Source organism: Streptococcus sp. CL9.43 (genome assembly GCF_049737935.1).
In the GTDB taxonomy this organism is placed as follows: Bacteria; Bacillota; Bacilli; order Lactobacillales; family Streptococcaceae; genus Streptococcus; species Streptococcus infantis_I.
The window spans coordinates 460,242-482,792 of record NZ_JBKOTS010000001.1; the positions used below are offsets into that span (position 1 = coordinate 460,242).

Sequence of the window (22,551 nt, forward strand, 5' to 3'; positions counted from 1 at the left end):
GCAAGGCAAAGCTGACGTGATTTGAAGAGATTTTCGAAGAGTATTAATCGCGGGTAAATCCAGTTGCACCCGTACGAGCGATATTCTTGATACCGTACGGTCGAATAACCCGAATCAAAGCTTCACTCTTTTCCGCATTTCCAGTCATCTGAACAGTAATGGAGCTCGGAGCCACATCAACAACAGTTGCACGGAAAGGCTGGATAATAGCTAAAATTTCTGCCCGCTTCTCCGCAGGCGCTGAGACCTTGATCAGAATCACTTCACGCTCGAGATGCGGTTTATCTGTGATATCACGGACACGAATAACGTCGACCTGACGGTTGAGTTGTTTGATGATTTGCTCCACTTCATCGTGAGATGCAACATCAATGATAATGGTAATCCGTGACACATTAGGATTTTCTGTCGCCCCTACCGAGATACTCTCAATATTGACTTGGCGTCTAGACAAAACACCGGTAAAACGATTGAGAACTCCTGACCGGTTTTGAAGTTTGGCTGTTAACATTCTACGCATTAAACTTCACCCCCAACATCTCATGATTACTCTTACCAGCTGGTACCATCGGTAAAACATGCTCTTTACGAGAAATATCTACCTCGATAAACATTGGTACATCTTCCAAGATGACTTCCAAATCCTTTTCTAAGGTTTCAGGATTATCAAATTTATAATTCTTAATTCCATAGGCTTGAGCCATCAATTGGAAATCTGGGAGGCTATCAAAGACTGACTCTGATGTTCGACCATCGTAGAAGGCTTCTTGCCATTGACGAACCATCCCAAGTGAATGGTTATTAAGCATGATGACCTTGATTGGAATCTTGTAGATATTCAAGATTGCCAATTCCTGATTGGTCATTTGGAAACCACCATCACCGACAAAGAGCACGATCTCCTTATCTGGATTAGCAATTTTTGCCCCAATGGCTGCAGGAACTCCAAATCCCATGGTTCCTAGTCCACCTGAAGTTACGAGTTGACGCTCGTTTTGGTATGGATAGTATTGAGCTGTCCACATTTGGTGTTGTCCGACGTCAGTTACGACAATGGCATCACCCTTAGTCAATTCACCAATTCGTTCAATAACTGCTTGTGGTTGGACAACACGTTCCTTCTTATCATAAGAACGAACACGATTCTTATCTTTGGTAACTTTTTCAATCCATTTTTCAGTATTGTTACGAACGATTGGCTCCGCTAGCAACTGCTGCAAGGCCTTTTTCGCATCACCAACAACTGGGATATCAACAGCGATAATCTTACCAATCTCTGCTGGATCGATATCAATATGCGCTACTTTGGCATTCTTCGCAAATGTCTTAGGATTACCAGTCAAACGGTCATCAAAACGACAACCAATCGAAATCATAAAATCAGCTTCTGTCATAGCAATATTAGCTGCAAAGGAACCATGCATCCCACCCATTCCTAAAAATAGCGGATGACTGGTTGCGATTGTTCCCTGTCCCAAAAGACTGGTCACAACCGGAATTTGATAACGTTCTGCAAATTCATTCAACTCTGTTGCAGCCTCTGCATAGCTAATCCCACCACCAGCTAACAAAACTGGCTTCTTAGCCTTAGAGAGTTGCTTCAAGATCTTCTTGATTTGCATCTCATTAGGTTCTAGAGTTGGTTGATAACTTGGTAAATCTATCTCTGATGAATAGACAAAGTCCGTTTCAAGAGCAGAAACATCTTTTGGCAAGTCAATAACAACTGGTCCTGGACGACCGGTAGTCGCAATGTGCACAGCCTCTGTAATCACACGTGGAATATCTGCCGTCTCTCGAACCTGGTAGTTGTACTTGGTAATTGGCATGGTAATACCAACAATATCTGCTTCTTGGAAAGCATCCTTACCGATTCCCGCTCTTGCCACCTGACCCGTGAAGACCAAAAGGGGAACACTGTCACTCATAGCATCTGCAATACCAGTAATGGCATTGGTAGCTCCTGGTCCACTTGTGACGACTGCGACACCAAGTTTCCCTGTTGACTTAGCATAACCTTCTGCTTCATGAAGACAACCTTGTTCATGTCGACCTAGAATATGGCGAATGCCTTTAAAATTATAAATAGCATCATATAAAGGCAATACCGCGCCGCCTGGATAACCAAAAATCGTATCGATTCCTAGGTCACGGAGCGTTTCCAAAACGAGTTCCGAACCTGACTTTGGTGAGTCTAAAATGATTTTCTCCATCGTTCCCCTTTCTCTTCTCAATAAAATGACTTGTTTCTATAATACCATTTTTTCAAAAATTTTCAAGACAAAAGAAACAATTTTCTGAATTTTCTATCTAGATACTTTACAATATCAAATAGATTAGAAAGTTTATACGTATTTTTACTTTTTATATAGAAAAAAGGTTGAGACAAAATGTCCCAACCTTTCGATTATTTACTGATTAAAGCGAGTTAACGTCAACCTTGATACCAACACCTTGAGTAGTTGTGATTGTCAAGCTTGTTACGTAAGTTCCTTTTGCTGTAGCTGGTTTAGATTTTTGGATTGTTTCGTTGAATGCTTTGAAGTTTTCAACTAACTTGTCAGCTTCAAATGAAACTTTACCGATGATAGCTTGTACGATACCTGCACGGTCAGCACGGTAAGTGATTTTACCACCTTTAGACTCTTCAACTGCTTTTGCAACATCCATTGTTACAGTACCAGTTTTAGGGTTTGGCATCAAGTTACGTGGTCCAAGGACACGTCCAAGACGTCCAACAAGAGCCATCATGTCAGGTGTAGCGATAACTACATCGAAGTCCAACCAACCGTCGTTGATTTTAGCAACAAGGTCGTCTTCACCAACGAAGTCTGCACCAGCAGCTTTAGCTTCTTCAGCTTTTGCACCACGTGCAAATACAAGAACGCGAGCTGTTTTACCAGTACCGTTTGGCAATACCATTGCTCCACGGATTTGTTGGTCAGCTTTTTTCACGTCGATATTCAAGTTGTATGCAACTTCTACAGTTGCGTCAAATTTTGCAAAGTTAGTTTCTTTTGCAAGAGCTACAGCTTCTTCTACGCTGTATGCTTTTGTGCTGTCGATCTTCTCAAGAGCAGCACGAAGTTGTTTGCTTTTTTTAGCCATTTTCTATTCTCCTTGTAAGTGGTTCAATCGATTTTCATCTCCCACGTCACTTCTCGAAATGATGAAGTCTTGCGGGTTATATAGGGAAGTTATTGATTAGTCAACAACAGTGAATCCCATAGAACGAGCAGTACCTTCGATCATACGCATTGCAGACTCAATGTTTGCAGCGTTCAAATCTGGCATCTTAGTTTCTGCAATTTCTTGTACTTGTGCACGAGTAACTGTAGCAACTTTAGTTTTGTTAGGTGTACCTGATCCTTTTTCAACACCTGCAGCTTTTTTCAAAAGAACAGCAGCTGGTGGTGTTTTAGTAACGAAAGTAAATGATTTATCTTCGTATACTGAGATAACAACTGGAATGATCATACCAGCTTGATCAGCTGTACGAGCGTTGAACTCTTTTGTGAATCCCATGATGTTGATACCAGCTTGACCAAGAGCAGGTCCAACCGGTGGAGCTGGTGTAGCTTTACCAGCAGGGATTTGCAATTTTACAAGTTTTTCGACTTTTTTAGCCATTTTTAAATCCTCCTTTGTGGTTTTGGCGGTAATTTAGAGATTTTTACCTCCCACAAGTATGTTTTACACACACCCTACTATTATACACTAATCTATCTCAAATGCAAGAGAAAAATCCTATTTTTAGAGAAATTTTATTACTGAATTTTGCTATCATTTCTTTCGTGAAAGAGTCCTGAACTACAAATAAAAAACCGCCCTGTTTTGAGCGATTATAAGAAATAATAAAGTTTAGCAGGAATCCAGTTTTAAGAGCAGGCTTTTCCCTTTTTCAGCACTTCCACTTTCTACAAATCCAAGGGTTCAAAACATTGTCTGGAGGCGTGATTGAAATCAAAGAACTATCTATTTGAATGATTTGTTTCACTTTAACTTCCTTTTCAATAAGAGAGTTACTGCTTGATTAAAACCATTACACCAGTTGTACCATTTTGCTTCATACTCATCTTCAGGCAAGATATGATTTTTTAAATCCAGAATAGAATAAATCTTTCTTTCCTCGCAAGCTTGCATATAGAGATGATATAGTTCATCACCACCATCTTTATCCCACTCAGCAAAATCGTATTTTGACCTGCTAACAAAGCTTGGTAAGCTCTGTGATGCCCATCTGTAATCAGCAAACAATCTCCAGATGCAAGAACACTAATTGGGTTTATATTTGGCCTCTCTACCGAGTGATAAAGCATCTGGATATAATGCAACTTCTTTTCTGATAAGTATAGTTGAGTCGGATGAAGATCTGTAATATTGACTTTCATTTTTATCTCCTCAAGAAGAGTTAATAACTACTTTTGCTTGCCTGTAAAGCGCCATTGAAAGCGAAGTTTGTCATAAAATGGGAATTCAATGAATAGAATTCCAAGACCCAGACAGAGACTGGCAAGAACATCTGATGGGTAATGAACTCCCAGATAGACTCTGGAAATGATTACGCTTACTAGATAGATTCCCAGTAAAATCTGGAGAATGAGCTTTACAGTCCTATCTTTCACTCTCTGTCCCACAATGATAATTAGAGAACCGATTAGGAGGGTTACTGCTAGCGAGTGACCACTAGGGAAAGAAAATCCTTTTTCTTCGACCAAGTGTAAAATTTCAGGTCGCGGACGTTGATAGAGGTGTTTTAAGGACACAATTAAAATTCCAGCCAAACTAAGATTGCCAGCTACTAAAAGGCTTTCTGACTTCCACTTTTTCAGATAAAAAATAACAGTCAATAGAATTGCCCAAGAAATAACGATTGGTAAGTCAATCAGACGAGTAATCCCTCGAAAGATAGTTGTCAATATAGCTGGTAAATCTCCACGGATTGCTGTCTGGATAGACGAATCAAATGGTATCAATTGTTCTGGATAAAACTTAACGACATAACCCAGAATTACAAATAGTAAAAGGGCAAAAGAGCCCTTTGTTAAATATGTTTGTTTATCTTTCATAGTATTTCAAAGTTGGTTTCAAGAGGACAAATAATAACCAGAATGAGATGGCAAAGATGACTCCTTCAATCAAATTAAATGGTAAGACCATTGCCAACAAGTAATTACTAAGTCCTAGAATATTCTCTATATCGAAGTTAGCAAATTTTGCGTACAAAGGTACAGCATAAACGTAGTTTAGAACTAACATGGCTAAAGTAAGACCAATCGTCCCTGCTAATGAAGCTAGGACAAAACGCATGGTTGTACGCTCTTTTTTCCAAATCAGACCAAAAGCAAGAACAAAGACTCCTAAGGCTACGATATTCATCGGCAAACCAATGTAGGTACTAACTCCTTGATTGTTCAAAAGGATTTTCAACAAGGACCGAAGGAATAGTACTCCTAAAGCCGCTGGTAAATCCAAGACTACCAAACCTACAAGAACTGGTAAGATACTGAACTCAACCCTTAAAAAGGGTGCTGCCGGTAGAAGCGGAAAGTCAAAGTACATCAACACAAATGAAAGTGCTGATAAAATTGCAATGGTCGAAAGTCGACGTGTGTTTGTCATAACAGGTTCCTCCAATTTTCTATAAAATCAGAAGAAGTTGGAAAGTTTCTCTCTATCTACTCTCTTAACTATCTCAAAAAACAACCTAAGCTTACAAAGAAACTGGTTTTATTTCTATTATAATGAAGCAGCATAGACAAAGCCATCCTTTCGTCTTCTCCCATCCAGACTATACTGTCGGTTGTGGAATCTCACCACATCAGCTTGCGCTCGCGGACTTCTTTTAGAGTAAGGAAATGGAGATTTTTCTTTTAGACTAGGCGACAAGCTGTAGGCATAACTTTTGGTTAGGCAAAGCTTGGCAACAAAGTATAAAAGGAAAAGAACAGTTCCGAGTAAAAGTCACCGCCGGTCGGGAATCTCACCCAGCCCTGAAGACCCTCTAATGATAACAAAAAAAGCTTGCAAGCGCAAGCATTTTATCTCTTCTCAGTATTTATTTCAACTTATCCGTTTCGTAAGTATGAACCAGTTCGAGACCCGCAAAATTTTGTTGACGAAGGGCCTCATAGACAATCATACATACTGTATTGGATACATTGAGACTACGGACATGTTCATCATTCATAGGAATTCTGAGAGCTTTTTCAGGATGTTCCCGCATAAATTCCTCAGGCAAACCTTTATCTTCACGTCCAAAAAGAAAATAATGGTTTCCTTCTATCGTGAAGTCAGCATCTGAATAGACCTTTTCTGCAAACTTGGAAATCAAGTAGAGTTGACCATCTATTTTTTTCATAAATTCATCTAAACAATCATAAAAATAGATTTCAAGTTTGTCCCAATAGTCTAGCCCGGCTCGCTTCATTTTACGATCATCAATCGGAAAGCCCATCGGTTTGATAATATGAAGGGGCGCATTCGTCGCCGCACAGGTTCGTGCAATATTTCCCGTATTTTGTGGAATTTGTGGTTCAAACAATACAATATGATTGGCCATGCCTTGCTTCCTCTCACTAGTGCAAAAAAATAGCCACACTGCCCGGAGTCAAGCTCAGCAAACAGCGTGGTTAAGGCATCGTTAACTTACCTCACAACAGGTTTGAAGTAAATCAGCGAAACTACTTTTTTAGTATAACACTTTCAGCCTGATTGTCAATAGAAATGACTTGATTTTTTCATTTTTTTTACAAGCATATTTACAAAAGTTAAAATTTCAACTTTCAGCAAGCAATATCATAGAATTTACATAGATTAAGAATTTTCGGAACAAGTTTTTTCATAAACATATGATGTTTAAAGCAAAATATGATGTTTAAAGCAAAATATGATGTTTAAAGCAAAATATTTATTCGAATTCCCCTAATCCCTTTATTAAAGAAGGAAACAGTCAGTTGTTGAGTGCATTTTTTTCTAAAAAAAGGTATGATAGAGACATATTGAAAAAGTAGGTTAACTAACTATGAAGATTATTCTTGTCGGAGGAGGAAAAGTAGGTTCTGCCCTCTGTCGTTCACTGGTTGCTGACAACCATGATGTTGTCTTAATTGAACAGAACGAAACTGTTCTAAAATACTTGACCAGCCGTTTTGATATTATGGGAATCGCAGGTAACGGAGCTGACTTTGCTATGTTAGAAGCAGCCAATGTTCAAGATTGTGATATTTTCATTGCCATGACTCAATACGACGAAGTCAATATGGTTTCGGCTGTTTTAGCCAAAAAAATGGGAGCAAAGGAAACCATTGTTCGTGTACGAAATCCTGAATATTCCAACCCTTACTTTAAAGAAAAAAATATTCTTGGATTTTCACTCATTGTAAACCCTGAACTCCTAGCAGCTCGTGCTATCGCTAATATTATAGACTTCCCCAATGCTCTTTCTGTTGAGCGTTTTGCAGGTGGATTAGTCAGCTTAATGGAATTCAAGGTACGAAATTTCAGTAATATTTGTCAGATGTCTATTGCTGATTTCCGTAAAAAGTTTGGCAATGTTATTGTCTGTGCTATCGAACGCGACCACAAACTCATGATTCCTAGTGGAGATATGATTTTAGAAGATAAAGACCGTATCTTTGTGACAGGACATCGTGTCGATATGATGCTCTTCCACAACTATATTAAGTCCAGAGTTGTTAAGAGTTTACTCATCATAGGAGCTGGGAAAATTGCTTACTATCTCTTAGGTATGTTAAAAGACAGTCGTATCGATACCAAGGTTATTGAGGTCAATCCTGAAAGAGCTGCCTTTTTCAGTCAAAAATATCCAAAACTCTATATTGTACAAGGGGACGGAACTGCAAAAGATATTCTCCTAGAAGAAAGTGCCCAACACTACGATGCGGTCGCAACCCTTACTGGAGTTGACGAAGAAAACATTATTACATCTATGTTCTTGGATAGTGTGGGTGTTCAGAAAAACATCACTAAGGTCAATCGAACTAGTCTCTTAGAGATTATCCATGCGCCTGAGTTTTCTAGTATCATCACACCAAAAACCATCGCTGTTGATACGATTATGCACTTTATCCATGGTCGTGCCAATGCCCAATATTCAGATCTTCAAGCGATGCACCACCTAGCAAATGGACAGGTTGAGACTCTTCAATTCCTTATCAAGGAAGCTAACAAGATGACTGGTAAACCTTTGTCTCAATTGAAACTCAAAAAAGATATTTTAATTGCTGCTATTATTCGCAATGGAAAAACAATCTTCCCCACAGGTGAAGATAGCCTTCAAGTCGGTGATAAGTTAGTTGTCATCACACTATTATCAAATATCACCAAGATCTATGATCTGTTAGAGAGGTAAGCTATGAATAGAAGTATGGTACGATTTCTTCTTGCAAAGCTACTCTTGATCGAGGCTGGTCTACTCTTAGTTCCAGTTAGCATTGCTCTTTATTATCGAGAATCGAGTCAAGTTTTTACAGCTCTTTTCTCTACCATCGGAATCCTTGTTGTTCTAGGTCTTCTGGGAATTATCAGTAAGCCTAAAAAACAGCGAATCTATGCAAAAGAAGGGGTCTTAATTGTAGCTCTCTGTTGGATTCTCTGGTCATTCTTTGGTGCCCTTCCATTTGTCTTTTCAGGACAAATTCCCAATATGATAGACGCCTTCTTTGAGATTAGTTCTGGCTTCACAACAACGGGAGCAACCATTTTAAATGATGTTTCTGTCTTAAGCCGTTCCCTTCTATTTTGGAGGAGTTTTACTCACCTTATCGGAGGGATGGGGGTGCTGGTTTTTGCCCTAGCTATCATGGACAATGCAAAAAACAGTCACTTAGAGGTTATGAAGGCAGAGGTTCCTGGACCAGTATTTGGTAAGGTTGTATCTAAGCTAAAAAATACAGCTCAAATTCTTTATATCCTCTACCTGGCTATGTTTGCCCTCTTTGTAATTATTTATTACCTTGCTGGGATGCCACTCTACGATAGTTTTGTCATCGCTATGGGAACTGCTGGGACTGGTGGTTTCACTGTTTACAATGATGGAATCGCCCACTATAATAGTTCTCTCATTACCTATCTGACGAGTGTTGGGGTCTTGATGTTTGGTGTCAACTTCAACCTCTACTACTATCTCATGCTTCGTCGAGTCAAGGAATTCTTTTTCGATGAGGAGCTTCGTGCTTATCTCTTGATTGTCGTCGTTTCTACCGGCTTAATTACTCTCAATACACTCCACCTTTATAGTGGCGTTTCACAAAGTTTTGAGATGGCCTTCTTCCAAGTTTCTAATATCATCACTACAACTGGTTTCGGTTACGGAAACATAACCAATTGGCCTTTGTTTTCTCAGTATATCCTACTGATGTTGATGGCGATTGGTGGTTCTGCTGGATCTACTGCTGGTGGTCTCAAAGTGATGCGTGGAGTTATTCTAGCTAAAATTGCTAAAAATCAATTTTTGTCTACTATATCCCCTCACCGTGTTTTAACTCTCCATGTTAACCAAACGGTCATTGATAAGGATACCCAGCACAAGATTCTCAAGTACTTTGTAGTTTACGTCATGATTCTACTCAGCTTAATATTCATTATCAGTTTAGATGCTGACAATTTAATGATTGTTACGAGTGCCGTTTTCAGTTGCTTTAACAACATCGGCCCAATTCTCGGAACAACTGCAAGTTTCTCAATTTTTAGTCCATTTTCAAAACTCCTCCTATCCTTTGCAATGATTGCAGGACGTCTTGAAATTTATCCAATCATATTACTCTTTATGAAGCGAACCTGGTCTAAGCGTTAGCAATGTTATTATCAAAAAGCACATCCCTCAAAAAATGAGGGATGTTTTTTTCTGTTGATAAGATTTTTAAAAGACAGTTGAGAGTCAAAAAATAACACTTGAGAAAATGATGATTTTTCATGAATCATTTTAGTTATAATTTTAAAAAAACGTAGGGGTTTTATATGGAAAAAATGAACAAATCAATCCAACTTCTTTTATTGATTTCCTTGGTATATTTAGGCTGCTGTAGTTGCTTAGTTTGGCCTGGTATTGCTTTAACACTCAAACAATCCTGCTTTTACTTTTTACTTCTCTTACTGTTTTTAGCAGGTATCTGTACATTTATCCACTATCTTTCAGGACATGATTATGTGAATAGTCAGCTACACAATCGTAGTCGATCCTTCTTTTTATTGTATAGCAGCATGGTTATCATTAACCTTGCTGGAGTATGTTTTATTTTGTTTGAAAGCATAAGCACTGACACTCTACTACAAAAAGAAATCGTTGACTTGTTACTCATCTCTTTCTTTTTCCTTTTCGGACTTGATATTGCTACCTTTCTGCCGTTAAACAAATGGAGAAAATTACCAACTCATAAAAAGACAGGCAGGCTAACAACCCTTATCTTTCTTAGTTTATTTTTTCTGCACAATCCTTTAACCATATTTTCTGTCAGTTTTTATATCCTTTTGGGAGTCAGCTTTCTAAACTTTTTATTTCCTAAAACCTTAAGACAAGATTTATCCTTCTATAGTCATTTAATTCGAAACATCTTACTTGTTTTATCTACGCTTATGTTCTGGTAGTTAATAGAATTCCTGTCAGAAGTATGCTATAATGAAATAAATTTTTTAGGAGATATATGAATGAATTTTTTTAAAGATTATCGTAAACGATTGATTTGGCTAGGAATCTTTCTTGTCGCTATGTGCCTATCGCAAGTTCCTATCGTGACTTTAATGTTACTTCAAAAAACGCAACTTGGATCTATCTGGTCATCTCTAATAGTGGGACTTGTCTCTACTGCTGTTGTTACACTCTTTTTATATGGTGCTCACAAAAGTAAGTTATTAAATCTAAAATCAAAACTCTTTACTATTAATGACGCCCCTCGAATTGCTCTTAGTTATGTAGCCATTGTCACAGGAAATCTGATTGGTGCGATTTGGTTACAACTTCTGAAGCAAACAACTACTTCGAATCAAGAGGCTATCAATAGCATCATGTCAGAAAGCTCTCTAATTTCCAGCATTTTCGTGGTTGCCCTAGTGGCACCTATTTGTGAGGAAGTTATCTGTCGAGGTATCATCCCTACTAAACTCTTCGAAGGATACGAGAAAATTGGATATATTTTAGGTTGGTTTCTCTTCACTATAGCCCATATCCCAAATAATCTTCCTTCTTTCTTGATCTATGGCTGGATGTCTGCAGTCTTAACTTGGACTGCTTATCGCACCAAACGTCTAGAGATGTCTATCTTACTGCACCTAGTGAATAATGGAGTCAGCATTCTATTGCTTATCCTCCTTACATTCCTTATCAAAGTTGTTGGTATAGATGCTTTTCAATAAATAGAAGTTCCACTACTAATATAATTTAAAATAAAAAGACTAGAAATATATCTAATTTCTAGTCTTTTTGTTTATTCTTTGAGTGATTCCAAACTAAGTTAATGAGGCAGGTAGCTAATCCACTTTTTAACTGTTACCGTTTATTAGATTACGACACAGAGTTTGGCAAATCGATTATATTTGCCAAACGTAGTTAGTAAGGCAGTTAGCTAGTTCGCCGAATAGCGACTAGCGTCCAACAATTAGGAACTTTAGTTCCAATTGTTGGTACTGAGTTACATTTTTTCTTCCAACTCCACATCTGGATACTTGTCCGCAAACCAGCGGAGGGCAAAGTCATTTTCGAAAAGGAAGACAGGTTGGTCAAAGCGGTCCTTTGCCAAGATGTTTCGACTTGAAGACATGCGTTCATCTAAATCTTCTGGTTTAATCCAACGAACTGTCTTTTTACCCATTGGAGTCATGACAACTTCAGCGTTATACTCGCCTTCCATACGGTGTTTAAAGACTTCGAACTGGAGTTGTCCAACAGCACCTAGCATATACTCACCTGTTTGGTAATTCTTATAAAGCTGGATGGCTCCTTCTTGTACCAACTGTTCCATTCCCTTGTGGAAGGATTTTTGTTTCATAACGTTCTTAGGCGAAACTTTCATGAAAATCTCAGGCGTGAAGGTTGGTAGTGGTTCAAACTCAAACTTGTTTTTGCCAACAGTAAGCGTATCTCCAACCTGGTAGGTCCCTGTATCATAAACTCCGATGATATCTCCTGCTACGGCATTGGTCACATTTTCACGACTTTCCGCCATAAATTGGGTGACATTAGAAAGTTTAGCTCCCTTACCAGTACGAGGGAGATTGACACTCATACCGCGCTCAAATTCACCCGATACAATTCGAACAAATGCGATGCGGTCACGGTGTCGAGGGTCCATGTTGGCTTGAATTTTAAAGACAAATCCTGAGAAGTCTTTGTCATAAGGATCAACAATTTCTCCGTCTGTTTTCTTGTGTCCATGAGGTTCTGGAGCAAACTTAAGGAAGGTTTCAAGGAAGGTCTGCACCCCAAAATTAGTCAAGGCCGAGCCAAAGAAGACTGGTGTCAAATCACCTGCAAGAATGGCTTCCTCTGAGAATTCATTTCCTGCTTCATTCAAGAGTTCGATATCCTCTTTCACTTGTTCGTAGAATGGGTTGCTGGCAAAGAGTTTATCGCCATCTTCTAGGCTGGCAAAACGTTCATCCCCTTTGTAGAGTTCCAAACGTTGGTTATAGAGATCATAGAGCCCCTCAAAGGCCTTCCCCATCCCGATTGGCCAGTTCATTGGATAACTTGCAATACCCAAGACTTCTTCCAATTCTTGCAAGAGATCTAGTGGTTCACGACCGTCACGGTCCAGCTTGTTCATAAAGGTAAAGACTGGAATCCCGCGGTGTTTGACAACCTCAAATAATTTTTTGGTTTGGGCCTCGATACCCTTGGCAGAGTCCACTACCATGACCGCAGCATCCACCGCCATCAAGGTACGATAGGTATCTTCTGAAAAGTCCTCGTGTCCTGGAGTGTCTAGGATGTTTACCCGTTTCCCATCGTAGTCAAACTGCATGACAGATGAGGTTACCGAAATCCCACGTTGTTTCTCGATATCCATCCAGTCTGACTTAGCAAAGTTTCCTGTTTTCTTCCCTTTTACAGTACCTGCCTCACGAATCTCTCCCCCAAAATAGAGCAATTGCTCAGTAATGGTTGTTTTCCCCGCGTCCGGGTGAGAGATGATGGCAAAGGTACGGCGTTTCTTAATTTCTTCTTGAATACTCATAAGTTCTCTTTCTTTCTACTTTTTTAATGATTTCAATTTATAATCACTCTTTATTACATCGGACCCTAACATTCCTTTCAACACTCCATTATATCGGATTTTAGAGAGTTTTTCAATTGCTTACACAAGAAAAAGCAGGTCAAGATACTAGACCTGCTTATAAGATTCTTTTATTCAATATTTATTTTGTATCGCTAGTTACAATCTCTTCAAAATTTAATTTTTTCTAGAGCAATTTTCTTTTCCCAACGTTTTTTAAACAAAATATCAAAGAGCACTAAGGCTGAAGAAAGAATGATTGAAACCAGAAGATACTTTATCCATATAGGGGCATCTGGGATAAAAGGCGTGGTATTCAAAAGCCCATAGTTTCCACCTGTCACTTGATTGACTCCAACTAGAAAAAGATTAAGAACAAAAGTATAGGCGATAATTCGATACTTTTTCAGCAAGGTCTTATCGTAGTGATTCATGAGATAGACCAGGGAATTGACCAAGAGGGCATAATGGCCAATCAGGAAAGAAAAGCTGGTAATATGCGGGAAATCATAGGGGTCAAAAACGGGATAACCCAAAGCAAACACTGCTCCGCTGGCTCCCATAAGGGCAAAATACTGCTTGGTTTTCCATTTATCTGGTAAGAATACAACCGCGAACATGGCCAAACGACAATGGTAAAGAGGCAGGCTGTTTGAAAACGGAATCCCAAATCCAATATACCAAGTATAGAGCGCTAGCAGTTGCGCTATTTGAATCCACTTAAACAATCGAACAAATTTGGGATTTTTGTAGTAAGTAAGAGAAGCATAAATAGACAAGGCAAGAAGGCCTATCATGACACCGTACCAAAAAATCGGAATAGGCGGTGGCGTCGTTTGGGTTCTTGTAATAAAATGATGCATAAATTCTCCTTAAGGTAACGAATTCAGTTGTATATTAACTATTCTTATGTTTATATTTAACGAGTTGATTGATAAGGATGAGAATACCTGTCATCAAACTGGTTACTATCAAATAGTTAAGCAAACTACCATGATCCCCAATCACAGGTGGCTTGCTCATAAAGCCATAGTTCCCTCCTGTCAAGAGGTTTGCAAGCAAGATAATGGCATTGACTCCAAAAGTCATCTGGCATATTTTCCAAATATCCCCTTTTTCAACTTTATAATATCTAACAAGATAAATCAAGCAGTTAGCTAAGAGGGCCCAATGTCCGAAAACATTGTTGACAGACGAAACATGAGGGAAAGGAAAAGGATAAAAGACTGGATAAACCAAAGCCATGATAGAACCAAAGACTCCAACCAGGGCAAAATATTGTTTAAAAAAGGTCTTATTAGGGGCAAAAAGAATCACCCACATAGCCATGCGACTATGGTAAAAAGGGAGAGCCTCAGATAGGGGCAGACGTGCAGCAATATACCAAGCGTTGATAATGAGCAACTGAATCAATTGTCCCCAATACCAAAAGTTTCTGTAACCTTTAGATGATGCGAAACGAATCGATAAAACAGCTATGATTACCAAAGAAGTAGGTAATAAAAAGTACCAGGCTCCCAAATGAGGAGGAACTGTCTTTTTACTGGTAAAAAGCAACTCCCAAAGCGTCATATGTCATCCTTAACGTGTTCTAGTTGAGTCAATGCTACATCCTTTTTACCAACTAAAAACGACTGTTATTCTTTCTTCTAATTTCAACCATTATATCGAAATAAAAAGTATTTTTCAATTTCTGTTTCTTTTTAGCTTGGCTTGCCTTATTTATAGGAAAATATGGTAAAATAGAACAGATAAAGAATCATCATTTCACGAAAGGATATCCGATGAAAATTACGCAAGAAGAGGTAACTCACGTTGCCAATCTTTCAAAATTAAAATTCTCAGAAGAAGAAACTGCAGAGTTTGCGACAACACTCTCAAAAATTGTTGATATGGTCGAATTGCTCAGTGAAGTCGACACTACTGGTGTCGCACCTACTACAACGATGGCTGACCGTAAAACTGTTCTCCGACCTGATGTGGCCGAAGAAGGAACAGATCGTGATCGCTTATTTAAAAATGTACCTGAAAAAGATAACTACTATATCAAGGTGCCAGCTATCCTAGATGATGGAGGAGACGCCTAATGACTTTTAACAATAAAACGATTGAAGAGTTGCACAATCTCCTTGTCTCTAAGGAAATTTCTGCAACAGAACTAACACAAGCAACTCTTGAAGATATCAAATCTCGTGAGACAGCACTCAATTCTTTTGTTACAATCGCTGAAGACCAAGCTCTTGCTCAAGCTAAAGCTATTGACGAAACTGGAATTGACGCTGACAATGTTCTTTCTGGGATTCCCCTAGCTGTTAAGGACAACATTTCTACAGATGGTCTCTTAACAACAGCAGCTTCAAAAATGCTCTATAACTACGAACCTATTTTTGATGCCACAGCTGTTGCCAATGCAAAATCTAAGGGCATGATCGTTGTTGGGAAAACCAACATGGACGAATTTGCCATGGGTGGATCAGGTGAGACTTCTTACTACGGTGCAACCAAAAATGCTTGGGACCACAGCAAGGTTCCTGGTGGATCATCAAGTGGTTCAGCTGCAGCTGTAGCTTCAGGGCAAGTCCGTTTATCACTTGGTTCTGATACTGGTGGTTCTATCCGCCAACCTGCTGCCTTTAACGGGATTGTTGGTCTCAAACCAACCTATGGAACAGTTTCACGTTTCGGTCTCATTGCTTTTGGTAGCTCATTAGACCAAATTGGACCTTTTGCACCAACTGTTAAGGAAAATGCTCTCTTGCTCAATGCGATTGCCTGCGAAGATGTCAAAGACTCTACTTCTGCCCCTATTCGCATTGCTGACTTTACTTCAAAAATCGGTCAAGACATCAAGGGAATGAAAATTGCTTTGCCTAAAGAGTATCTTGGCGAAGGGATTGACCCAGAAGTTAAGGAAGTCATTCTGAATGCTGCTAAGCACTTTGAAAAACTTGGTGCTATCGTCGAAGAAGTTAGCCTTCCCCACTCTAAATACGGTGTAGCGGTTTACTACATCATCGCTTCATCAGAAGCTTCATCAAACTTGCAACGCTTTGATGGTATCCGTTATGGCTACCGTGCAGAAGATGCAACTAATCTTGATGAAATCTATGTAAACAGCCGCAGCCAAGGTTTCGGTGAAGAAGTTAAACGTCGTATCATGCTAGGTACTTTCAGCCTTTCATCAGGTTACTATGATGCCTACTACAAGAAGGCTGGACAAGTTCGCACCCTTATCATCCAAGATTTCGAAAACGTCTTTGCGGATTACGACTTGATTTTGGGACCAACTGCTCCTAGCGTTGCCTACGACTTGGATTCACTCAACCACGATCCAGTTGCTATGTACTTAGCTGACCTCTTGACAATTCCTGTCAACTTAGCTGGTCTCCCAGGTATTTCTATTCCTGCTGGATTTGTTCAAGGTCTACCAGTAGGACTCCAATTGATTGGTCCTAAGTATTCAGAAGAAACTATCTACCAAGTTGCTGCTGCTTTTGAAGCAACAACAGACTACCACAAACAACAACCCGTGATTTTTGGAGGTGATAACTAATGAACTTTGAAACAGTCATTGGACTTGAAGTCCACGTAGAGCTCAACACCAATTCAAAAATCTTCTCACCTACTTCTGCCCACTTTGGGAATGACCAAAATGCCAACACTAACGTGATTGACTGGTCTTTCCCAGGCGTACTACCAGTTCTCAATAAAGGTGTTGTCGATGCTGGTATCAAGGCAGCTCTTGCCCTCAACATGGACATCCACAAGAAGATGCACTTTGACCGTAAGAACTACTTCTATCCAGATAATCCTAAAGCCTACCAAATTTCTCAGTTTGATGAACCAATCGGTTACAATGGATGGATTGAAGTGGAGCTAGAAGACGGTACAACTAAGAAAATCGGTATTGAACGTGCTCACTTGGAAGAAGACGCCGGTAAAAACACGCATGGTACAGATGGTTACTCTTATGTTGACCTCAACCGTCAAGGGGTGCCTTTGATTGAGATTGTATCTGAAGCAGACATGCGTTCACCAGAAGAAGCTTATGCTTATCTAACAGCCCTCAAAGAGGTTATCCAATACGCTGGCATTTCTGACGTTAAAATGGAAGAAGGTTCTATGCGTGTGGATGCCAACATCTCGCTTCGTCCTTATGGTCAAGAGAAATTCGGTACCAAGACTGAGTTAAAAAACCTCAATTCCTTCTCAAACGTTCGCAAGGGTCTTGAATATGAAGTCCAACGTCAAGCTGAAATCCTTCGCTCAGGTGGTCAAATCCGCCAAGAAACACGCCGTTATGATGAAGCCAACAAGGCAACTATCCTCATGCGTGTTAAGGAAGGGGCTGCAGACTACCGCTACTTCCCAGAGCCAGATCTACCACTCTTTGAAATCTCAGAAGAGTGGATTGATGAAATGCGCACTGAGTTGCCAGAGTTTCCAAAAGAGCGCCGTGCACGCTATGTCTCTCAACTCGGATTATCAGACTACGATGCTAGCCAGTTGACTGCCAACAAAGTCACTTCTGACTTCTTTGAGAAAGCAGTTTCACTTGGTGGTGATGCTAAGCAAGTCTCTAACTGGCTCCAAGGTGAAGTCGCTCAATTCTTGAACGCTGAAGGCAAGACACTGGAACAAATCGAATTGACACCAGAAAACTTGGTTGAAATGATTGCCATCATCGAAGACGGCACTATCTCATCTAAGATTGCAAAAAAAGTCTTTGTTCACCTAGCTAAAAATGGTGGAGGCGCTCGTGAATACGTGGAAAAAGCTGGTTTGGTTCAAATCTCAGATCCAGATATCTTGATTCCAATTATCCACCAAGTCTTTGCCGATAACGAAGCAGCTGTTGCTGACTTCAAGTCAGGAAAACGTAACGCCGACAAGGCCTTCACAGGATTCCTCATGAAAGCGACTAAAGGACAAGCCAACCCACAAGTAGCCCTCAAACTACTTGCCCAAGAATTGGCTAAGTTGAAAGAGAACGAGTAAATATACTTTCGCTAATAGACTTTTCTACTAAAAAATAGAAAGGAGAATAAATGAACAAATTTTTACGAGTACTATTTATTTTAGTTATCGTCGCCATGTTGGGTGCTTCTATTCTACAAATCTTTCTCCCATCATATATGGGAGAGCATTCTGGTTACGGTGTTTCTGCAGGATGGCAAAGAGAAATTGGAATTTGGAATCTAGCTGTCTTAATTATTATTCTTGCCGTTAATATTAAGTACGATTGGTTTTACCTGAGAATTGCCCTTCTTGCCCTCATTATTGGTGGTATAGGAATAGGAACAAATCATTTGTTAAATTTTATTGAATTTCATTCTCCTGTTAATGCGATTGGTGCTATCGAGAATTATATACTCGTATTTGGTTGGATTATAGGGTGGTTTATTGAAAATAAAACTATAAAACTCCAAAACTCTTTATAGACATAAATTTAGCAAAAACTATTTTTGTACTCACATAGTTAGGAGACATATGAAAAAGTTATATACTCTTATCGCTACTTGCTTGCTTCTTCTATTTGTGACACCCCTACAATCAATCGATGCAGGTGTTGGACATTCTCGAAGTGGTAGCTCTAGCCGCAGTAGCTCACGAAGTAGTAGTTCTAGTCGCAGTAGTTCACGAAGTAGTAGTTCTAGTCGTTCAAGTGGTAGTTCTTCTTCTAGAAGCAGCTATCGTTCTGGCGGTAGTTACTCAAGTTCAGGTGGATTTTTAGGTACCGGGATGACTATTCTTATCATGTTTGGTGTCGGGGCTTTCCTACTCTTCATGCTCATCAAGTACCTTAACGATCAGAACACTCCATCTGAAACACCGTATAGAAGACATACTACTAACTACGAACCAGAGCCAATTAGCCATCGTAGAGTTGAAAATAATAACCAAGCTATCGACCGACTCAGATACTACGATCCAAACTTTGATGCGGATGCTTTCACTACATGGGTTAGAGAAGTCTACATCCAGTTACAATCAGCTTGGACTAAAAAAGATTGGAATTTGGTGCGCTCACTTGAAAGTGCTAGCCTCTATACTCAACACAGTGCTCAACTGGAAGAACATATTCAGGCACAAACAACAAATGTCTTGGAACGAGTTTATGTTGATAATGTACGAATCAAAGATTTCAAGAGTAATCCAGATGGAAATGATACTTTAGTGGTTATCCTTTCATCTACTTTGAGAGACTATGTCATCGACGACAAGACTCGTAAGGTTATCGAAGGAGATCCTAAACAAGATCTATTTACAGTTTATCAAATGAACTTCATCCGCAAACATGGTAGCCAAACTGAAAACAATGTTCAAGATGAAGCTGTTAGCGACCACTGTCCAAACTGTGGTGCTCCACTTAAAATCTCAGCTATTAGCCAATGTGAATACTGCGGAGCTGAGCTCACACGTAGTCCAAATCAATGGGTTCTTGATACCTATGAAGTTGTGGATGAAGACGAACTTTATAATTAGGAGGAAATTATGGGATTTATCCGTGCTGCCCTTTCAGCTGGGCTAAATAGTTTTAATGATAGCAAATTCAAGGAAGCCGTTGTACTTCCAGACCAAGTCTCTGCAGACGTCATGGCCATCAAGGGACAATTGCTTACAAAAGATCCTGACGGTGGTTCAAGACAAAGCAATCAAAATACAGGACTATTAACAGACGGTTCTGTTGTCATTGTCCCTCAAGGATATGTTGCTGTTCTTGTCAATAATGGTACCTTCCTAGGGGATGTACTTGAAGCTGGAAGCCATGAATGGCGTGCAGGTGATAACGCTTGGCTTCTAGAAAAAGGTGGAATAAGAGGAACTTGGGAAAACTTCAAGCACCGCTTTTCATTCGCTGGTCAAGTCGTTACTCAACAAGAAATCATCTTTGTCCGTGTCCAACCGATTGCGGGTAATAAATTTGGTACACAAAACGCTGTAGAATACTTCAGTGAACGTTACCAACAATTGCTCAATATCCGTTTCTATGGTTTGTTTGATATCAAGATTTCTGACCCAGTACTTTTCTACGTTAGCTCGATCAGTCAACAAATTGACGAACATAAACCATTTACACTCCAAGATATTGCTCAAGGAACTCTTCGACAAAATATTTCTCCTAAAATTGCGATCGCAATTGCCAAATTTACTAATGAGTACCGAGTTGATATCTATAGCCTAAATGCTAATCAAGATACCTTCAATGAAATCGCTAAACAAGAAGTCAACAAGGTATGGACTGGTCTTTACGGTATTGAAGCAACCAATATCCTTCTTGAGGATTTGAGCTACGACCAAGAAAGCTTGGAACTTGTTCGTAAACTTGATAGCGAACTCGTTGCTATGAAATACAATACCATCGAAATTGAAGAACGTCGTGCTCGTAACGAAGCTCTTATTGCTGCAGCTAATAACGAAGGTAATGGCAATGGTATGAACATGTTTATGGGTATGAATCTCGGTCAAACTCTCGGTGGCCAACTCACCCAACAAGCTCAACCTGTTAACCCAAATCAAACTGTTCCCCCAGTACAACCCGCTGATCCAAACCAAGCATTTACTCCGGTACAAACTGCAAGTCCTGAGCAAGTTGCTAGCCCAGTAGAGACTGTTAGCCCTGAACAAACCGCTAACTCAGTAGAATCTACTAATCCAGAAATGACAACTCCTGCACAAGAATCTACAACTCAAGAAGCAACAATTTCTGCACAGGAATCTACTAGTCCTGAACAAACTACCAACTCTAAACAAACCGCTAATAAAAACTTCTACATCGAAGTCGATGGTAAGTACGTATTGGTAACCAAAGACGAAGAAGGAAACATCGTTCCTGTCAACTAATTTCACTTCCCTGATATTTGAGAAATCTTACGACTTATGATACAATAAAGAGTAAATTATTTTATTAAAGAGGTAAAAACATGATCGAAGCAAGTAAATTAAAGGCTGGTATGACCTTTGAAACAGCTGACGGAAAATTGATCCGCGTTTTGGAAGCTAGCCACCACAAACCAGGTAAAGGAAACACTATCATGCGTATGAAATTGCGTGATGTCCGTACTGGTTCAACATTTGAAACTAGCTACCGTCCAGAGGAAAAATTTGAACAAGCGATTATCGAAACTGTGCCAGCACAATACTTGTACAAAATGGACGATACAGCTTATTTCATGAACACTGAAACTTACGACCAATACGAAATTCCTGTTGTAAATGTTGAAAACGAATTGCTTTACATCCTTGAAAATTCTGAAGTTAAAATTCAATTTTATGGAACTGAAGTAATCGGTGTAACAGTACCTACAACTGTTGAATTGACAGTTGCTGAAACTCAACCATCTATTAAAGGTGCTACTGTTACCGGTTCTGGTAAACCAGCTACAATGGAAACTGGACTTGTCGTTAACGTTCCAGACTTCATCGAAGCAGGACAAAAACTCGTTATCAACACCGCAGAAGGAACTTACGTTTCTCGTGCCTAATCTCTAGAAAGAGGTCATTCTATGGGAATTGAAGAACAATTAGGCGAAATCGTTATCGCCCCACGTGTACTTGAAAAAATCATTGCAATCGCTACAGCTAAAGTTGATGGTGTCCACTCTTTTTCAAACAAATCAGTGTCTGACACCCTTTCAAAACTTTCACTCGGCCGTGGCGTCTATCTAAAAGAATCTGAAGAAGAACTAATAGCTGATATCTATCTCTATCTTGAGTATGGTGTCAAGGTTCCTAAGGTTGCAATGGCTATTCAAAAAGCTGTCAAAGATGCCGTTCGTAATATGGCTGATGTTGAACTCAATGCTGTGAATATTCACGTTGCTGGTATTGCACCAGATAAAACACCAAAACCAGCATTAAAAGATTTGTTTGATGAGGACTTCCTCAATGACTAGTCCATTATTAGAATCTAGACGCGAACTACGAAAATGTGCTTTCCAAGCACTGATGAGTCTTGAATATGGTTCTGATATTGAAACTGCTTGTCGCTTCGCTTATACTCATGATCGAGAAGACGACGAGGTAAAACTCCCTAGCTTCCTAATCGATCTTGTATCTGGTGTTCAAGCTCAAAAAGAGGAACTAGACAAACAAATCACTCAGCATTTAAAGTCTGGTTGGACGATTGAACGTTTAACCTTAGTTGAAAAGAATTTATTGCGTTTAGGAGTTTTCGAAATCACTTCCTTTGATACTCCTCAACTTGTAGCTGTGAATGAAGCTATTGAACTTGCAAAAAGCTTTTCAGATCAAAAATCAGCCCGTTTCATTAACGGACTGCTCAGTCAATTTGTAACTGAAGAAAATTAAATATAAA

23 protein-coding genes, 1 pseudogene and 1 riboswitch are annotated in these 22,551 nt (G+C 39.5%); of the genes and pseudogenes, 13 read left to right on the forward strand and 11 right to left on the reverse strand.

Going from position 1 to position 22,551, the window contains the following annotated elements:
• Positions 1-43 precede the first annotated feature (43 nt).
• From ilvN to ACLNCS_RS02220, 8 genes and pseudogenes are all read right to left on the reverse strand, one after another.
• Complete coding sequence (ilvN, locus tag ACLNCS_RS02185) at positions 44-520, reverse strand: acetolactate synthase small subunit (RefSeq protein ID WP_004251957.1); 477 nt, start codon at positions 518-520, stop codon at positions 44-46.
• Positions 513-2,213: an acetolactate synthase large subunit gene (locus ACLNCS_RS02190; RefSeq protein ID WP_424847025.1), complete on the reverse strand. Its 1,701-nt coding sequence runs from the start codon at positions 2,211-2,213 to the stop codon at positions 513-515. The genes ilvN and ACLNCS_RS02190 overlap by 8 nt, the downstream gene beginning before the upstream one ends.
• A gap of 205 nt (positions 2,214-2,418) precedes the next feature.
• Positions 2,419-3,108 carry a 50S ribosomal protein L1 gene (rplA, locus tag ACLNCS_RS02195; RefSeq protein WP_254733615.1) on the reverse strand — a complete coding sequence of 230 codons (690 nt, stop codon included), beginning with the start codon at positions 3,106-3,108 and terminating at the stop codon, positions 2,419-2,421.
• Positions 3,109-3,204: 96 nt separating this feature from the next.
• A complete protein-coding gene (rplK, locus tag ACLNCS_RS02200) occupies positions 3,205-3,630 on the reverse strand; it encodes a 50S ribosomal protein L11 (RefSeq protein ID WP_001085808.1) in 426 nt (141 codons plus the stop codon).
• Positions 3,631-3,971: 341 nt separating this feature from the next.
• Positions 3,972-4,391: pseudogene (locus tag ACLNCS_RS02205) on the reverse strand (chromosome partitioning protein ParB).
• Between the two features lie 27 nt (positions 4,392-4,418).
• On the reverse strand, positions 4,419-5,069 hold the full coding sequence (locus tag ACLNCS_RS02210; protein WP_414265146.1) for a phosphatase PAP2 family protein: 651 nt from the start codon (positions 5,067-5,069) through the stop codon (positions 4,419-4,421).
• A complete protein-coding gene (locus tag ACLNCS_RS02215) occupies positions 5,059-5,622 on the reverse strand; it encodes an ECF transporter S component (protein WP_070677069.1) in 564 nt (187 codons plus the stop codon). The genes ACLNCS_RS02210 and ACLNCS_RS02215 overlap by 11 nt, the downstream gene beginning before the upstream one ends.
• A gap of 148 nt (positions 5,623-5,770) precedes the next feature.
• A riboswitch (FMN riboswitch) is annotated at positions 5,771-6,005 on the reverse strand.
• A 53-nt stretch (positions 6,006-6,058) separates the two neighbouring features.
• A complete protein-coding gene (locus ACLNCS_RS02220) occupies positions 6,059-6,562 on the reverse strand; it encodes a tRNA (cytidine(34)-2'-O)-methyltransferase (protein WP_006147955.1) in 504 nt (167 codons plus the stop codon).
• Between the two features lie 462 nt (positions 6,563-7,024).
• Between ACLNCS_RS02220 and trkA the strand changes: the two genes are divergently transcribed.
• The 4 genes from trkA (at position 7,025) to ACLNCS_RS02240 (ending at position 11,373) form a co-directional block, all read left to right on the forward strand.
• Positions 7,025-8,374, forward strand: coding sequence for a Trk system potassium transporter TrkA (trkA, locus tag ACLNCS_RS02225; RefSeq protein WP_004251938.1), 1,350 nt, complete (start codon positions 7,025-7,027; stop codon positions 8,372-8,374).
• A gap of 3 nt (positions 8,375-8,377) precedes the next feature.
• Positions 8,378-9,817, forward strand: a complete 1,440-nt coding sequence (locus ACLNCS_RS02230) for a TrkH family potassium uptake protein (protein WP_004251936.1) — start codon at positions 8,378-8,380, stop codon at positions 9,815-9,817.
• Positions 9,818-9,981: 164 nt separating this feature from the next.
• The gene (locus ACLNCS_RS02235) at positions 9,982-10,608 is read left to right on the forward strand and encodes a hypothetical protein (RefSeq protein ID WP_004251934.1); all 627 of its coding nucleotides are present in this window, start codon (positions 9,982-9,984) and stop codon (positions 10,606-10,608) included.
• Positions 10,609-10,668: 60 nt separating this feature from the next.
• Entirely contained in the window at positions 10,669-11,373 is a 705-nt protein-coding gene (locus ACLNCS_RS02240) for a CPBP family intramembrane glutamic endopeptidase (RefSeq protein ID WP_004251933.1), read from the forward strand.
• Between the two features lie 275 nt (positions 11,374-11,648).
• Here ACLNCS_RS02240 and ACLNCS_RS02245 read toward each other — a convergent pair whose 3' ends face one another.
• From ACLNCS_RS02245 to ACLNCS_RS02255, 3 genes are all read right to left on the reverse strand, one after another.
• Positions 11,649-13,193: a peptide chain release factor 3 gene (locus ACLNCS_RS02245; protein ID WP_006147949.1), complete on the reverse strand. Its 1,545-nt coding sequence runs from the start codon at positions 13,191-13,193 to the stop codon at positions 11,649-11,651.
• 209 nt (positions 13,194-13,402) lie between these two features.
• Complete coding sequence (locus ACLNCS_RS02250) at positions 13,403-14,095, reverse strand: TMEM164-related integral membrane acyltransferase (protein WP_424847031.1); 693 nt, start codon at positions 14,093-14,095, stop codon at positions 13,403-13,405.
• 34 nt (positions 14,096-14,129) lie between these two features.
• Positions 14,130-14,804, reverse strand: a complete 675-nt coding sequence (locus ACLNCS_RS02255) for a TMEM164-related integral membrane acyltransferase (RefSeq protein WP_424847033.1) — start codon at positions 14,802-14,804, stop codon at positions 14,130-14,132.
• A 212-nt stretch (positions 14,805-15,016) separates the two neighbouring features.
• On the opposite strand from ACLNCS_RS02255, the gene gatC reads away from it, so the two are divergent.
• From gatC to nusB, 9 genes are all read left to right on the forward strand, one after another.
• Complete coding sequence (gene gatC, locus ACLNCS_RS02260) at positions 15,017-15,319, forward strand: Asp-tRNA(Asn)/Glu-tRNA(Gln) amidotransferase subunit GatC (protein WP_006147946.1); 303 nt, start codon at positions 15,017-15,019, stop codon at positions 15,317-15,319.
• Complete coding sequence (gatA, locus tag ACLNCS_RS02265) at positions 15,319-16,785, forward strand: Asp-tRNA(Asn)/Glu-tRNA(Gln) amidotransferase subunit GatA (protein ID WP_006147945.1); 1,467 nt, start codon at positions 15,319-15,321, stop codon at positions 16,783-16,785. The genes gatC and gatA overlap by 1 nt, the downstream gene beginning before the upstream one ends.
• Positions 16,785-18,230, forward strand: coding sequence for an Asp-tRNA(Asn)/Glu-tRNA(Gln) amidotransferase subunit GatB (gatB, locus tag ACLNCS_RS02270; RefSeq protein WP_004251921.1), 1,446 nt, complete (start codon positions 16,785-16,787; stop codon positions 18,228-18,230). Before gatA ends, gatB begins: the two co-directional genes overlap by 1 nt.
• 50 nt (positions 18,231-18,280) lie before the next feature.
• Complete coding sequence (locus ACLNCS_RS02275) at positions 18,281-18,673, forward strand: hypothetical protein (RefSeq protein ID WP_004251919.1); 393 nt, start codon at positions 18,281-18,283, stop codon at positions 18,671-18,673.
• A 49-nt stretch (positions 18,674-18,722) separates the two neighbouring features.
• Positions 18,723-19,718 (forward strand): zinc-ribbon domain-containing transport protein, encoded by a 996-nt coding sequence (locus tag ACLNCS_RS02280; protein ID WP_424847036.1) that lies wholly within the window; start codon positions 18,723-18,725, stop codon positions 19,716-19,718.
• A 9-nt stretch (positions 19,719-19,727) separates the two neighbouring features.
• Positions 19,728-21,077, forward strand: coding sequence for an SPFH domain-containing protein (locus tag ACLNCS_RS02285; RefSeq protein ID WP_424847038.1), 1,350 nt, complete (start codon positions 19,728-19,730; stop codon positions 21,075-21,077).
• Positions 21,078-21,157: 80 nt separating this feature from the next.
• The gene (gene efp / locus ACLNCS_RS02290; protein WP_004251910.1) at positions 21,158-21,718 is read left to right on the forward strand and encodes an elongation factor P; all 561 of its coding nucleotides are present in this window, start codon (positions 21,158-21,160) and stop codon (positions 21,716-21,718) included.
• A 21-nt stretch (positions 21,719-21,739) separates the two neighbouring features.
• The gene (locus ACLNCS_RS02295) at positions 21,740-22,129 is read left to right on the forward strand and encodes an Asp23/Gls24 family envelope stress response protein (protein ID WP_004251907.1); all 390 of its coding nucleotides are present in this window, start codon (positions 21,740-21,742) and stop codon (positions 22,127-22,129) included.
• Complete coding sequence (nusB, locus tag ACLNCS_RS02300; protein ID WP_004251901.1) at positions 22,122-22,544, forward strand: transcription antitermination factor NusB; 423 nt, start codon at positions 22,122-22,124, stop codon at positions 22,542-22,544. The genes ACLNCS_RS02295 and nusB overlap by 8 nt, the downstream gene beginning before the upstream one ends.
• The last annotated feature ends 7 nt before the right edge of the window (positions 22,545-22,551 follow it).